The sequence below is a fragment of the Streptomyces sp. R41 genome (genome assembly GCF_041053055.1).
Taxonomy (GTDB): Bacteria; Actinomycetota; Actinomycetes; order Streptomycetales; family Streptomycetaceae; genus Streptomyces.
In genome coordinates, this window is record NZ_CP163443.1 from 9,328,139 (window position 1) to 9,343,023 (window position 14,885).

Consider the following 14,885-nt stretch of genomic DNA (forward strand, 5'->3'; position numbering starts at 1 on the left):
TTGTGTACGCAGAAGGTGCCCCACCTGCCTCAGCGACCCGAGGAACGCGTGGTGATTCCCGGTCACTTGGGGTGCGGGGACGGCCGATTGCCCTCTTGTCATGGCCTGTTCGCAGCGCTTACTTTTGCCGCTCCTGACGCATGTCGAGGGGGGCTCGCTCATGGCCGTACGCGGCCGGCACCGCCGGTACCAGCCCAACAGGATCAACCGCGCCTCACTCACTGTCACGGCCGGCGGCGCGGGTATCGCGCTCCCGCTCGTCGGAACCAGTGTTGCCCACGCGGCCGATGTGGGCACCTGGAACAAGGTGGCCGCCTGCGAGTCCAGCGGCAACTGGAGCATCAACACGGGCAACGGCTACTACGGCGGTCTGCAGTTCACCCAGTCCACCTGGGAGGCGTACGGCGGCAAGGTGTACGCGCAGCGCGCGGATCAGGCCACCAGGGACCAGCAGATCGCCATCGCCGAGAAGGTGCTCGAAGGCCAGGGGCCCGGCGCCTGGCCGGTGTGCTCGGTCCGCGCCGGGCTGACCAGAGGCGGCGACACCCCCGACATCAGCCCCTCCGGCACCTCGCCGCAGACCACGAAGCGCTCCGTACGGGACGTGCAGCCGCAGACCACGCCCCAGTCGCGGGCCGGCACCGCCGAGATGTACACCGTCGTGCACGGCGACACGCTCTCCGGCATCGCCGATTCCCGTCATGTCCAGGGCGGCTGGCAGCGGCTGTACGCCGCGAACCGCAAGACCGTGGGCTCCGACCCGGACCTGATCCTGCCGGGCCAGCGGCTGAACCTGCGCGGCAAGGCCCAGGCGCCCGCGCACACGCAGAGCGCGCCGGCGCCGACGAAGAAGCCCGCCGCAGACAAGACCACCTCGGACAAGGCCAAGAAGGCGCCCGACTTCGTCGCCCCCGTGAACGCGGCGACCGGCACGCCCTACCGTGCCGCCGGTTCCTCCTGGTCGAAGGGGTACCACACGGGTGTCGACTTCCCCGTGCCCACCGGGACCTCCGTGAAGGCGGTCGCGGCCGGTCAGGTCGTCAGCGCCGGCTGGGGCGGCTCCTTCGGCTATCAGGTGGTGATCCGGCACGCCGACGGCCGCTACACCCAGTACGGCCACCTGTCCGCGATCTCCGTGAAGGCGGGGCAGAGCGTGGTGAGCGGCCAGCGCATCGGCCGCTCGGGGTCCACGGGCAACAGCACGGGCCCGCATCTGCACTTCGAGGTGCGGACGGGGCCCGGCTTCGGAACCGACATCGACCCGGTGGCCTACCTGAGGGCGGGCGGGGTCAGGATTTGACCCTCGCGCGGTGGTGGTTGACGCAGGGCATCGGAACGTACGGCCCGCCGCACAGGACGGTGTAGTAGGGCAGTTCGTCCACCGGTGCGCTGTCCTGCGAGGTCTTCTCCACCGCCGGCACCGGCATGGGCCCGGGTACGAAGACCTCCTCGTCCGGCGCGAAGACGTCCCCGGCCGGGACGATGACGTCCTCGCCCGGCACGAAGATGTCCTCGGCTGATCCGATGACCTCCTGGCCGACCCCGGCGACCGGCTGGTCGGGAAGTCCCGCGAGCAGCCCTTCCACATCCGATTCGGCAGCCGTGAGAGCGGCGAGGTCCGACCCGGCCCGGACGGGGACCGGGACCGACTCGATCGCGACAGGAACCGTGTCGGGCGTGCCGGCGGCGAACGCCGACGCGACCGCGGGCTCGGCCGGTACGGTCGTCGGCCGCGCGCCGCCGATCCGCTCCGTCGTGAGCAGGATCAGACCGCCGGCGGCGACGACTCCGCAGCCGAGCGCGAGGGCGGTGCCCGTCGAGCCGTAGCGGAAGGTTTCGCCGAACATCGTGATGCCGACGGCGGCCGCCACGACGGGGTTCACGACCGTCAGCGTGGCCAGCGGCGCCGCCAGGCCGCCGCCCCGGTAGGAGGCCTGCGACAGCAGCATGCCGGCCGTCGCGAAGACACCGATCACGGCGAGGCTGGACAGGTCGGACAGCGAGACCTGCTGCGACCAGTCCACGGCGACCGTCTTGGTGAACACCGAGGACATGCTGAAGGCGATGCCCGCGGCTACCGCGAGCAGCACACTGCGCACCGCCGGGTGCCGGTGCGCGGCGCGGCCCGCCACCATCAGGGCCGCCACCGAACCGCCCGCCACCACGGCCAGCGCCACGCGCTGGGTGCCGCCGAGCGACTGTGCGTCGGACGCGCCGACCAGCGACAGGAGACCCGCGAGACCCACCGTGGCCATGATCGCGCCGCGCCAGGCGGTCGCCCCGGCCTTGCGGCCCACGAAGAGGGCCGCCATGGGAAGGGCGAAGACTATGGTCAGCGCGCCGAGCGGCTGTACGAGGCTCAGCGGGCCGTAGGCGAGGGCCACCACGTGCAGCAATCCGCCGAGTCCGTTCAACGCCACGGCGGCCCACCAGGTCGGCCTGCGCAGCGGTGCGTACGTGTGGCCGGGGGAGGTCAGGGCGACCTGCTCCTGGACAATCGCGCCGCCTGCGTACGCGACGGCGGAGACGAACGAGAGCAGCACGGACAAAGCGAGGGCGCTCATGAGTCCCTCCTCTGCGTACGGCGGGCGCGGTCTGCCCGGTGCGACGAACGGTCGGCTTCCATGGCAACAACGATGCCTTGAGAATTAGTTCACGTCGTCGTACTTGAGCAGGCATTGAGTCCTACTGCCGATGGAGTACGAATCGCCCACTGTCCTCCCCAAGGTGGGTTACACGGACGGCCGACCCGCTGGTGGAATCCCCTAGGGGGCTTGGTACTACTGCTCTTCGTGGACCTCGACCCGGAACTCGCGGAGCTCGGCCCGCTCGGCGGCTTCTTCGTACTACGCACCGGCGTACCGCCGCGCGACCCGCTGCCCACCCTCGCCCAGGCGTACGCAACGCCACGGCCAGAGACCGAAGATGATGTTTATGCGAATCCGATAACTTTTCGTGTCCGAAAGGTCACGGAGAGTCTCCATGTGCCAGAGGTGCGGATCGCGGTCTCGATCGCCCAGCAGGCCCTCGCGGCCCGGCTGTGGTCGATCGCGCTCGGCGCCGCCGCGCTGTACGGGCAGGTGCCCGACCTCGATCCGCGGCTGCTGCGCTGGGATCCGGACGGCAGCGCACCGGACGACCTGTGGCTGTCCGAGGTGCGCGCCCTGCCCGCCACGGCCGTCGACGAGGTCGTACGAGCCGGTCACCTCGCCCCGCTGGCGGCTGTTCTGCACTCCCGGTATCGCATCTCACCAGGCCTGTTGTGGGGCAACGCCGGCTCGGCCCTGGCCGGTGCGGTGCGCCTGCTCGACCGCTGGGCGCGCGCCAACGGTCGTACGGACGTGATCGATCGGGCCCACGCACTCGCCTCCCGCCTGTTCGCGCACCCCGACCTCTCCGGCACCCTCGACCCCCACACGCTCCGCCGCCGCAGCTGCTGCCTCTACTACCGCCTGCCCGGTGGCGGACTGTGCGGAGACTGCTGCTTCGACCGCCCACCGGGGCCGGGGGCCGCCCGTTCCTGACGGCCGTGGTCTTCGCGTGGTCTTCCCCAACTGCCCCATCTGAGTGACCATGAGGGGCACCAGCCGCTATGACGGGGGGTTCTGTGTGCGCGTGGGACTGCTGACCCGGGAGTACCCGCCGGACGTGTACGGCGGTGCGGGCGTCCATGTCGAGTTCCTCGCACGGGAGTTGCGCAGCCTCACGGAGCTGGACGTGCACTGCTGGGGCGAGGGCGGCGCGGGCGGCGTCGTACGCCACCGGCCCTGGGCCACGCTCGACGGAGCCAACGACGCGCTGCGCACCTTCTCCGTGGACCTCTCCATCGCCGCAGCCCTCGAAGGCCGCGAGCTCGTCCATTCGCACACCTGGTACGCCAACCTCGCGGGCCACTTCGGCAAGCTCTTGTACGGCATCCCGCACGTGATGACCGCCCATTCGCTGGAACCGCTGCGCCCCTGGAAGGCCGAACAGCTCGGCGGCGGCTACGCCCTCTCCAGCTGGGCGGAACGCACCGCCATCGAGGCCGCGGACGCGGTGATCGCCGTCTCCGGCGCGATGCGCGAGGACATCCTCAGCTGCTATCCGGCCCTGGACCCGGCCAAGGTGCGCGTCGTGCACAACGGCATCGACACCTCCCTCTACCGGCCCGACCGCGGCACGGACGTCCTCGACCGCATCGGCCTTGACGCCGGCCGGCCGTACGTCCTGTTCGTCGGGCGCATCACCCGCCAGAAGGGCGTGCCCCAACTCCTGCGCGCGGTACGCGACATCGACCCGGCCGCCCAGGTGGTGCTGTGCGCGGGAGCCCCCGACACCCCCGAGATCGACCGGGAGTTCCGTGACCTCTTCCGCGAGCTGAGCGGTGTACGCGAGGGAGTGCACTGGATCCCGCAGATGCTGCCGCGCCCGGACGTCATCCAACTCCTCACGCACGCCGCGGTGTTCGTCTGCCCCTCGGTGTACGAGCCGCTCGGCATCGTCAACCTGGAGGCGATGGCCTGCGGCACGGCCGTGGTGGCCTCGCGCGTCGGCGGTATTCCCGAGGTCGTCGACGACGGACGTACCGGGCTCCTCGTACCGGTCGAGGACGACTTCGAGGCGCGGCTCGCGCGCGCCCTCGACTCACTGATCGCCGACCCCGAGGCCGCCCGGCGCATGGGCGAGGCCGGACGGGAGCGCGCGGTGGGGGAGTTCGGCTGGGACGCGGTGGCCCGGCGCACCGTCCAGCTGTACGAGGAAGTCCTCAAACCGGGGTAGCCATCGGACAGGCGTAGTTCAGAAACAGGGGCCAGGCTCAGGAGCAGGGCTTGGCTCGACCGGGCGTAGAGGGGCGGCGGCATGCGCAGCGGTGGACCTTCGGTGCTGGGAATCGTACTTGCGGGTGGAGAGGGCAAGCGTCTGATGCCCCTCACCGCGGACCGCGCGAAACCCGCGGTCACCTTCGGCGGTACATACCGCCTCGTCGACTTCGTACTCTCCAACCTCGTCAACGCCGACATCCTGCGCGTCTGCGTCCTGACGCAGTACAAGTCGCACTCCTTGGACCGGCATGTGACCACGACCTGGCGGATGTCGAGCCTGCTCGGCAACTACGTCACTCCCGTCCCGGCCCAGCAGCGGCTCGGCCCGCGCTGGTACCTGGGCAGTGCCGACGCGATCCTGCAGTCGCTGAACCTCGTGTACGACGAACGGCCCGAGTACATCGCGGTGTTCGGCGCCGACCACGTCTACCGGATGGACCCGCGGCAGATGCTCGCCCAGCACATCGAGGGCGGCGCGGGCGTCACGGTGGCCGGGATACGCGTGCCGCGCGCCGAGTCCTCCTCCTTCGGGGTCATCAGCCCCGGCTCGGACGGCCAGACCGTGCAGGGCTTCCTGGAGAAGCCCGCCGACCCGCCCGGTCTGCCGGACGACCCCGAGTGCGTCTTCGCCTCGATGGGCAACTACATCTTCACCACCAAGGCCCTGGTGGAGGCGCTCCAGCGGGACGCCGAGGACGAGCGCTCCGTGCACGACATGGGCGGTTCGATCCTGCCCATGCTCACCGACCGGGGCGAGGCGCAGCTCTACGACTTCAGCGACAACCACGTACCCGGCGAGACCACCCGCGACCAGGGCTACTGGCGCGACGTCGGAACCCTCGACGCGTACTACGACGCCCACATGGACCTGATCGCCGAGCGCCCGGCCTTCAACCTCTACAACCGCAGCTGGCCCATCTACACCCACTCCGGGCAGCTGTCGCCGGCGAGATTCAACGCCGGTGGCATCGCCAGCGAGTCCATCATCAGCGCGGGCTGCCTGATCCGCGGGCAGGTCACAAGGTCCGTGCTCTCACCGGGCGTTGTCGTCGACCCGGGAGCCGTCGTCCAGGGCTCGGTCCTGCACGACAACGTCCACATAGGGCGGGGCGCGGTCGTGCGCGGCGCGGTCCTGGACAAGAACGTCGAGGTGCCGCCGGGCGCGACGATCGGCGTCAACCCCTCGCGGGACGCGGAGCTTTACACGGTGTCCAAGGGCGGGGTGATCGCCCTGGGCAAGGGGCAGCTCGTTTCGTAGACCGGTGGCGACGGCCTCGGTGGGCGCTTCGGCCACCGGGGCCGTCGCCATGCCCCTGGTTTGTCATGTGCCTGGACAGAAGGTGGAACCCGTGTTGTCATGCCAACTGCCGTTGATGACAACGTTGTACCGCCTGAGCAAGAGCCGCCACACCCGTCCTCGACGAGGAGGATCCGTGCGCATCAGACGACTCAGAGACCGACTCGCGTTACTGTTCGCCGCAGCACTCGGCATCGGGGGCCTCACCGCGGCGCCCGCCGTCGCCGACGACCCCGTGGAGATCCACGGTCTGAAGGGTGAGTACTACACCCAGTCCGCCCCCGGTGCCTTCGACTTCCACGAGCTGAAAGCCACCGGCTTCGACCCGAACCTCGACTTCGACAACCTGGAACCCCGACTGAGCTTCGCCACAGGCCAGGACAACGATGTCAGCGTCCGCTGGACCGGGAAGATCGTGCCCGAGAAGACCGGTCCCACCACCTTCTCGATCATCGGTGACAACGGCTTCCGCCTCTGGATCGACGGCAGGATCGTCATCGACCACTGGGTCGACGACTGGGACCGGGAACAGACCGCCGAGCCCGTCGATCTGACGGCAGGTCACGCCTACGACTTCAAGCTCGAGTACTTCGAGCACTACGGCGGCTCCAACCTCCATCTGCGCTGGACCGAGCCGGGCGGCAGCAAAGTGGCCGTCCCGCAGTCCGCGTTCCGCCTGCCCGACGGTTACGACTACGACGGCGCCCTCGCGACCACGGTCCGCGCCGACGGCCGTACCCTCCAACTCGACTTCGCCCGCCCGCTCTCCGCACCGCCCGCCAAGCTCACCGATCACATCCAGGCGGTCATCGGCGGCGCCAAGTGGCCCCTGGGAGAGGCCAGGGTGGACCCCGCCGACCCCAAGTCCCTGCTGATCGGCCTCAAGGAGCCGGTCGTCGGCAACAAGACGGGCACGGCCCGCGGCATGGCCGACCTGCGCTACGACGGCGCCGGCGGCCTGAGCGACGGGTCGCGCACGATCGGCGCGTTCTGGAGCAGCGGGCCCAACCGGTCGACATATGAACTCCGCACCAAGTGGGCCGACGAGGTCTCTCCCGACAACGCCCACCCCGAGTACCCGAGGCCCCAACTGACCCGCGACGCCTGGCGGAACCTCAACGGGCGCTGGCAGTTCGCGGCGGCGACCGCCGGTGAGCAACCCCCCGTCGGGAGGACGCTCGGCGAGCGCATCCTCGTCCCGTACCCCGTGGAGTCCCAACTCTCCGGCATCGAACGGCACGAGGACCGCATGTGGTACCGCCGCACCTTCACCGTCCCGGCCGACTGGCGGATCGGCTCGGGCAAGCGGCTCCAGCTCAACTTCGGCGCCGTCGACTGGCAGGCCGAGGTGTACGTCAACGGGACCAGGGTCGCCGAACACCAGGGCGGCTACGACAAGTTCAGCGCCGACATCACCGACGCGCTGAAGCCCGGCCGCACCCAGGAACTGATCGTCGGTGTGTACGACCCCACCGACGCGGCGAGCGGGGAGAACCCGCCCGTCGGCAAACAGCGCCTCGACCCGAGCGGCATCTGGTACACCCCCTCCTCCGGCATCTGGCAGACGGTGTGGATGGAGCCAGTCGCCACCGACCACGTGGACTCGCTCAAGCTCACGCCGGACGTCGAGGCAGGCCAACTGCGCATAGAAACCAGGGGCGTCCGCGACGGAATGCCGGTCACGGCGTCGGCGTACGACGGGGGACGGAAGGTCGCCACCGCGACCGGTCGCACCGGACAGCCGCTGACTCTGAAGCTCGCCGAGCCGCGCCTGTGGTCTCCGGACGACCCCTTCCTCTACGACCTCAGGGTGACGGTCGGCGCCGACCGTGTCGGCAGCTACTTCGGGATGCGCTCGATCGCCGTCGAGAAGGTCGATGGCACCCCGCGCACGGTCCTCAACGGCAAGCCGGTCTTCATGATGGCCACGCTCGACCAGGGCTTCTGGCCCGACGGCCTCCACACGGCGCCGACCGACGAGGCCCTCGCGTACGACCTGCGGATGCACAAGGAGATGGGCTTCAACGCGGTGCGCAAGCACATCAAGGTGGAGCCCGACCGCTGGTTCTACTGGGCGGACCGGCTCGGGCTGCTGGTCTGGCAGGACATGCCCGCGATGACCGCCGGGGTGGACCCGAGCGCCGCCTCCCGCGCCGAGTACGAGCGCGAGATGAAGCAGATGATCGACGAGCACATCAGCAGCCCGTCGGTGGTCATGTGGGTGACGTTCAACGAGGGCTGGGGCCAGTACGACGAGGCCCGGATCGCCGAGCAGGCCAAGGCGTGGGACCCGACCCGGCTCGTCAACGGCATGTCGGGCCTCAACCTCGGGGTGGACGGCGGCACCGGCGACATCATGGACGAGCACGGCTATCCGAGCCCGGCGCTGCCGCCTCACCCCGACGGGAGACGCGCGCTCGTCAGCGGCGAGTACGGCGGCCTCGGGCTCGCCGTGCCCGGGCACGCCTGGTCGGTGCAGCAGTCGTACGTGGATGTCGACCCGGCGACGTACACCGACGACTATCTGGCCCGCCTCGCCGAGGTGCGCGCCCTCGTCTGCCGGGGGAGCAACGGCGCCGTCTACACCCAGATCTCGGACGTGGAGGGCGAGCTCAACGGGCTCCTGACCTATGACCGCAAGGTCGTGAAGCCGGATGTGCGGCGGCTCAAGGCCGCGCACGACGCGCTGATCCACGACGCCTCCCAGGCGATCCCGGCAGGCTGCCAGGGAACCTGACGCCCCGCCCCGACCATGAGGACAACGATGTCGAATTCCCGGAGGTCTCCCGCATGAGATGGACCCGGCGCCTGCGCCTGTGCACGGCCGGGCTGGTGACAGCGTCCGCGCTGTTCGCCCTGCCCTCCGCACAGGCCGCCGAGCCGCGCGACGGTCGACTCACCGATCTGGTCAACCCGTTCATCGGAGCGGAGAACGAAGGCAACACCTATCCCGGCGCCGCCGTGCCCTTCGGCATGGTGCAGTTCTCCCCGGACACCGGCCACAACACCGGCTACGACTACTCCCAGAACCACATCCGCGGCTTCTCCCTCGTCCATCTGTCGGGCGTCGGCTGCGGCCTGGGCGGCGACCTGCCCGTGCTGCCGACGGTCGGTGACATCACCCGGACGGACTACGCCCAGTACGAGGCCGAGTTCGGCCACGACTCCGAGAAGGCGAGCCCCGGCTACTACAAGGTCGGCCTGAAGACCGGCATCGACGCCGAGCTGACGGCCACCGAGCGCACCGGCGTGCAGCGCTACACCTTCCCCGCCACGGACAAGGCCAATGTCCTGCTGAACGCCGGCCAGTCGCTGCACAAGACCCTCTCCACCAAGGTCGAGATCCTCGACAGCCGGACCGTGCGCACGGCGATCACCGGCAGCGGCTTCTGCCAGGCCACGAAGCCGTACACGGTGTACACGATCACGCGCTTCGACCGTCCGTTCACGACCTCGGGCACCTGGAACGGCGACACCGTCACCGAGGGCTCCAAGGAGTCGGTGAGCACAGGACGCAATGGCGCCTTCGTCCGCTTCGACACCACCAAGGACCGTACGGTCGAGGCGACCACCGCCCTGTCGTACGTGGATGCCGGCGGCGCGGCCGTCAACCTCCGCTCCGAGGGCGGCCGTTCGTTCGACTCCGTCCGCGGCGCGGCCCGCAGCGCGTGGGAGGACCGGCTCGACGACGTACGGGCACAGGGCGGCAGCGACACCCTGCGCCGCACGTTCTACTCGTCGCTCTACCGGTCCTTCCTGGCCCCCAACATCGGCAGTGACGCCGACGGCCGCTACACCGGCTGGGACCAGAAGATCCATCGCGCCCAGGGCTTCACGTACTACCAGAACTGGTCGCTGTGGGACACCTACCGCACCCAGTCGCAGCTCCTGGCCCTGCTCGCGCCGCGCGAGGCGCGGGACATGGCGATCTCCGTGATCAAGATCGACGAGGAGAGCGGCTGGCTGCCCAAGTGGGGCTACGGCACGGTCGAGACGAACATCATGACCGGCGACCCGGTCACCCCGTTCCTCACCAACGCCTATCAGCAGGGTCTGCTCAAGGGGTACGAGGAGAGGGCCTACCGCGCCCTGAAGAAGAACGCCGACGGGGTGCCGCCCGCCGACTCGCCCGCCGTGGGCCGCGAGGCCAACAAGGAGTACATCGCGAACGGCTTCGCGCCCTACATCAAGGGCCGCCCGCACGCGAAGCCCGGCGATTCGGACTACGACCACGGCGCGTCCGCGACGCTGGAGTACGCCCTGTCGGACGCGATGCTCGGCGCGATGGCGCGGGACCTGGGCCATGACGCGGACGCCGCGCGCTATGCCGCACGGGCCCGGAACTACCGTAAGATCTACGACAGTTCGACCGGGTTCTTCCGTGCGCGGGACGCCGCCGGCGCCTTCACCGGACCGGCGGATCCGGCCCGGAGCGAGGGCTTCCACGAGGGCACGTCCTGGCAGTACCAGTGGCTCGTGCCGCAGGACCTGCCGGGCATGGTCGACCTGATCGGCGGCAAACAGACGGCCAACGACCGGCTCGACTCGTTCTTCGCGTACGAGCAGCTCGTCAAGGACCCGGCGAAGACCGCCCGTGAGGTGTGGGTCAACGGCCCGTACGACTACTACAACGCGGACAAGTACAACCCGCAGAACGAGCCCGACCTGATCGCCCCGTACACCTACCTCTCGACCGGTCAGCCGTGGAAGACGACCGATGTGGTGCATGCCGCGTTGACGCTGTTCACGGACGCGCCGACCGGAATGACCGGTAACGACGACCTGGGCACGATGTCGGCCTGGAACGTGCTCTCGTCCATCGGGATCTTCCCGGTCCAGCCCGGTTACGACACGTGGGGCCTGTCGACGCCGGTCTTCGAGCGGGTCGACCTGACGCTCGACCGTCGCTACTACCCGCGCGGCGCTCTGACGGTGACGGCGCCGGGCACCTCGGACAGCGACCGGTACATCCAGTCCGCCCGGGTGGACGGAACTTCGTACGGCCGTACGTATCTGACGACCGAAGCGCTGCGAGGTCTGCGCTCGCTCTCCTTCACGGTCGGCGCCGAGCCGTCCGAATGGGGGACTTCCGCAGCGGCCGCGCCGCCCGTCCTGAACTGACCGCGGACAGCTGCGGTCATACTCTGACGCACCTCGGACGCACATCAGCCGCGCCTCAGGCACCTCTTGAGGCACACGAGCCCCGCCCCTCCCACGAGGGGCGGGACTTAATCTGCTGTTAACTGTGCGTAGCTTGATCGTACTTGACCGTAATCGCTTCTCGGAGGTTGACTGCTTGCCCACCCACCGTCGACGCGAGAGCAAGCCTTTGACTTCTGACCTCCTCGCACCACTCGACCTGGCGTTCTGGAACATCGAGTCCGCCCAGCACCCCATGCACCTGGGCGCCCTCGGCGTCTTCGTGGCCCACTCGCCCACGGCGGGCGCGCACGCCGCCGATCTGCTCGCGGCCCGCGCGGCCGCGGTGCCGGGGCTGCGCATGCGGATCCGTGACGTGTGGGAGCCACTGGCCCCGCTCGCCTTCGGGAGTGCGACCCGCGAGCCCGCACCCGATTTCGAGCCGCTCGACCATGTCCGGCTGCACGCGCCGACCGCGGACTTCCACGCGGTGGCGGGCCGGCTGATGGAACGCCCTCTGGAGCGCGGCCGGCCGCCCTGGGAGGCGCATGTCCTGCCCGGCGAGGACGGCGTGTCCTTCGCCGTGCTCTTCAAGTTCCACCACGCGCTGGCCGACGGGCTGCGGGCGCTGATGCTCGCCGCCGCCATCATGGACCCGATGGACATGCCGGAGCCCCGCCCGCGCCCGGCGGAGCCGCCCCGGGGGCTCTTCCCGGATGTGCGCAAGCTGCCGGGCCTGGTCCGCGGCACCCTCTCCGACGTGGGCCGCGCCCTCGACATCGGCACCTCCGTCGCCCGCGCGACCCTGGGCGTACGGTCCTCGCCCGCCCTCACCTCGCAGCCCACCGGCACCCGGCGCACCGCGGGCGTGATCCTGGACCTCGATGAGGTGCACCGCGTCCGCAAGTCCGTGGGCGGCACCGTCAACGACGTCCTGATCGCCGTCGTCGCGGGCGCCCTGCGCCGCTGGCTCGACGAACGCGGCGACGGCAGCGAGGGGGTCGCGCCGCGCGCCCTGATCCCCGTCTCCAAGCGCCGCCCGCGCACCGCGCACCCACAGGGCAACCGGCTCTCCGGGTACCTGATACGGCTTCCCGTCGACGACCCGGACCCGCTCGGACGGCTGCGCACGGTGCGTACGGCGATGGACCGCAACAAGGACGCGGGGCCCAACAGGGGAGCGGGCGCCGTGGCGCTGCTCGCCGACCATGTGCCGCCGCTCGGGCACCGGTTCGGCGGGCCCGTCGTCGGCCAGGCGGCCCGGCTGCTGTTCGACATCCTCGTCACCAGCGTGCCGCTGCCCAGCCTCGGCCTGAAGCTCGGCGGCTGCCCGCTCGCCGAGGTCTATCCGTTCGCCCCGCTGGCCCGTGGGCAGGCGCTGGCGGTGGCCGTCTCGACGTACCGCGGGCGCGTCCACTACGGCCTCGTCGCCGATGCCGAGGCCGTGCCGGACCTCCATCGGCTGGCCCGTGCGCTGTCCGAGGAGGTGGAGACACTGATCGCCGCCTGCGGTTCCTGAGGTCACCGCCTGCGGTTCCTCAGGGCCGTTGATCATCTCGGGTTTGGTGCCGCGCACCATTGCTCCGTAAAATTCCGCCTTCGAAAGCGAGCGCGGTTCGAACGCGGCGCACAACCCGAGGAACGGCGACGACGATGACGGTGACAGAGGACGGCCAGGCGGCTCTCGCCGTGGACACGGCAGAGGACGACCGGGCGACTTCCTCCGTCGACACGGCAGAGGTCTATGGGCCCGGTATCGACCCCGAGCGGCTGGCCGTCTGCCTCAGCGTGCTCGACGAACTCGAGAAGATCGAGGTCGACCACCCCGACGCCATCGCGGTGCGCCGCGCCACCGCGGGCGTCTACCGCACGGTCAAGCAGCGCCGCCGCCAGGAGCGCCGGGCCGCCAAGACCGCCCACGACAAGGCGGTCACGGAGGCCACGGCGACCGGCTCCGCGCAGCGCATCGACGACGAGACGGAGGGCATCCTGCCCTCGTCCGTGACCGAGGCCGGCGAGATCGCGGGGATACTCCAGCGCCCGCGCTCCTGCTACATCTGCAAGGCGCGGTACGTCGAGGTCGACTACTTCTACCACCAGCTCTGCCAGAACTGCGCCGCCGAGAACCGTGCCCGCCGCGACGCCCGCGCCGACCTCACCGGCAAGCGCGCGCTGCTCACCGGCGGCCGGGCCAAGATCGGTATGTACATCGCGCTTCGGCTGCTGCGCGACGGCGCGCACACGACGATCACCACGCGCTTCCCGAACGACGCGATCCGCCGTTTCAAGGCCATGCCCGACAGCGACGAGTGGATCGGCCGGCTGAAGATCGTCGGCATCGACCTGCGTGACCCCGCGCAGGTCGTCGCGCTCGCCGACTCGGTCGCCGCCGAGGGCCCGCTCGACATCCTGATCAACAACGCGGCCCAGACCGTCCGCCGCTCCCCGGGCGCCTACAGTGAGCTGCTCGCCGCCGAGGCCGGCCCGCTGCCCGCGGGTGAGCTGCCGCCCGCCGAGGTGATCGGCACCTTCGGCTCCGGCGCCGTCGCCGCGCTCCCGGTCGCCGGGGGCGGCGCGCTCACCGCGCAGGACGTCACCGACCTCGCCCTGGTGTCCGGCTCAGCATCCCTGGAGCGGATCGCGGCCGGTACGGCCATCGACGCGGGCGGGCTCGTCCCCGACCTGCACGACACCAACAGCTGGATCCAGTCGGTGGATGAGGTCACGCCGGTCGAGCTCCTGGAGGTCCAGCTCTGCAACTCGACGGCGCCCTTCATCCTCATCAGCCGCCTGCGCGCGGCCATGGCGGCCGCCGACGCCAAGCGCACGTACATCGTGAACGTCTCCGCGATGGAGGGCGTCTTCAACCGCGGCTACAAGGGCGCGGGCCACCCCCACACCAACATGGCCAAGGCCGCCCTGAACATGCTCACGCGCACCAGCGCGCAGGAGATGTTCGAGAAGGACCGCATCCTGATGACCGCCGTCGACACCGGCTGGATCACCGACGAGCGCCCGCACCCCGACAAGATGCGCCTCGCCGACGCGGGCTTCCACGCCCCGCTCGACCTTATCGACGGCGCGGCCCGGGTATACGATCCGATTGTGCGAGGCGAGCAGGGTGAGGACCTCTACGGCGTCTTCCTCAAGGACTACGCGCCCGGCAAGTGGTGATCCGCCGGCCGTGACGCGCGGCCCGGCGCCCGTAGGGAGCCCGGACCCTGGTGAGTACCGCGCCGGGAGTTCCCATGGCCAGTTCACACGACATCGATCCGCGGGCCTTCGAGGATCCGCGCAACCGCTACCCGACCGACGAAGAGTTCTACGCGAGCGGCCGCCCGGCCCACCCCGTGCTGCCTGAGGACCGGCCCCGCGGAGGCGGGGGCACGGTTCCCGTGAAGCACCGGGGGACCTGGGCCACGGTCGCACTCGTCGCCGGCATCTGCCTGCTGATCCTGGTAGGGATCGCTCTGTTCCCGTGAGGGATACCGGGCCACCGTCATGAGTGAGGTGGTGCGTATGACCGCAGACGGTCGTGGACGGCGTACCGCCCGAGTACGCCGTCCGACCTGTGTCCCGCCGTCCACCAGCAGATCGCCGCTGATCCACTCCCATGTCGCGTGCCCGGTCCGGGTGAACCGAGG

General features: G+C 70.3%; 10 protein-coding genes. 9 read left to right on the forward strand and 1 reads right to left on the reverse strand.

Annotated elements, in window-relative coordinates:
• The first annotated feature begins 160 nt into the window (after window positions 1-160).
• Window positions 161-1,300 (forward strand): transglycosylase family protein, encoded by a 1,140-nt coding sequence (locus AB5J53_RS42425; RefSeq protein WP_369250905.1) that lies wholly within the window; start codon window positions 161-163, stop codon window positions 1,298-1,300.
• Here AB5J53_RS42425 and AB5J53_RS42430 read toward each other — a convergent pair.
• Window positions 1,290-2,564 (reverse strand): DMT family transporter, encoded by a 1,275-nt coding sequence (locus AB5J53_RS42430; RefSeq protein WP_369250906.1) that lies wholly within the window; start codon window positions 2,562-2,564, stop codon window positions 1,290-1,292. The genes AB5J53_RS42425 and AB5J53_RS42430 overlap by 11 nt on opposite strands.
• A gap of 210 nt (window positions 2,565-2,774) precedes the next feature.
• Here AB5J53_RS42430 and AB5J53_RS42435 point away from each other — a divergent pair, with 210 nt between their 5' ends.
• From AB5J53_RS42435 to AB5J53_RS42470, 8 genes are all read left to right on the forward strand, one after another.
• Window positions 2,775-3,524, forward strand: coding sequence for a (2Fe-2S)-binding protein (locus tag AB5J53_RS42435; RefSeq protein WP_369250907.1), 750 nt, complete (start codon window positions 2,775-2,777; stop codon window positions 3,522-3,524).
• Window positions 3,525-3,609: 85 nt separating this feature from the next.
• Window positions 3,610-4,761, forward strand: a complete 1,152-nt coding sequence (gene glgA / locus AB5J53_RS42440; RefSeq protein ID WP_369252821.1) for a glycogen synthase — start codon at window positions 3,610-3,612, stop codon at window positions 4,759-4,761.
• Between the two features lie 81 nt (window positions 4,762-4,842).
• On the forward strand, window positions 4,843-6,063 hold the full coding sequence (gene glgC, locus AB5J53_RS42445; RefSeq protein WP_369250908.1) for a glucose-1-phosphate adenylyltransferase: 1,221 nt from the start codon (window positions 4,843-4,845) through the stop codon (window positions 6,061-6,063).
• 175 nt (window positions 6,064-6,238) lie between these two features.
• Complete coding sequence (locus AB5J53_RS42450) at window positions 6,239-8,839, forward strand: PA14 domain-containing protein (RefSeq protein WP_369250909.1); 2,601 nt, start codon at window positions 6,239-6,241, stop codon at window positions 8,837-8,839.
• Window positions 8,840-8,892: 53 nt separating this feature from the next.
• Complete coding sequence (locus tag AB5J53_RS42455) at window positions 8,893-11,223, forward strand: GH92 family glycosyl hydrolase (RefSeq protein WP_369250910.1); 2,331 nt, start codon at window positions 8,893-8,895, stop codon at window positions 11,221-11,223.
• A 208-nt stretch (window positions 11,224-11,431) separates the two neighbouring features.
• Complete coding sequence (locus tag AB5J53_RS42460; protein WP_369250911.1) at window positions 11,432-12,760, forward strand: wax ester/triacylglycerol synthase family O-acyltransferase; 1,329 nt, start codon at window positions 11,432-11,434, stop codon at window positions 12,758-12,760.
• Between the two features lie 134 nt (window positions 12,761-12,894).
• Complete coding sequence (locus AB5J53_RS42465; protein WP_369250912.1) at window positions 12,895-14,415, forward strand: SDR family NAD(P)-dependent oxidoreductase; 1,521 nt, start codon at window positions 12,895-12,897, stop codon at window positions 14,413-14,415.
• 74 nt (window positions 14,416-14,489) lie between these two features.
• Window positions 14,490-14,723 carry a hypothetical protein gene (locus AB5J53_RS42470; protein WP_369250913.1) on the forward strand — a complete coding sequence of 78 codons (234 nt, stop codon included), beginning with the start codon at window positions 14,490-14,492 and terminating at the stop codon, window positions 14,721-14,723.
• The last annotated feature ends 162 nt before the right edge of the window (window positions 14,724-14,885 follow it).

Excerpts from the sequence above, each read along its gene's own strand:
- AB5J53_RS42425 (WP_369250905.1), top strand. The coding sequence starts at position 161 with ATGGCCGTACGCGGCCGGCACCGCCGGTACCAGCCCAACAGGATCAAC.
- AB5J53_RS42430 (WP_369250906.1), bottom strand. The coding sequence starts at position 2,564 with ATGAGCGCCCTCGCTTTGTCCGTGCTGCTCTCGTTCGTCTCCGCCGTC.
- glgC (WP_369250908.1), top strand. The coding sequence starts at position 4,843 with ATGCGCAGCGGTGGACCTTCGGTGCTGGGAATCGTACTTGCGGGTGGA.
- AB5J53_RS42455 (WP_369250910.1), top strand. The coding sequence starts at position 8,893 with ATGAGATGGACCCGGCGCCTGCGCCTGTGCACGGCCGGGCTGGTGACA.
- AB5J53_RS42465 (WP_369250912.1), top strand. The coding sequence starts at position 12,895 with ATGACGGTGACAGAGGACGGCCAGGCGGCTCTCGCCGTGGACACGGCA.
- AB5J53_RS42470 (WP_369250913.1), top strand. The coding sequence starts at position 14,490 with ATGGCCAGTTCACACGACATCGATCCGCGGGCCTTCGAGGATCCGCGC.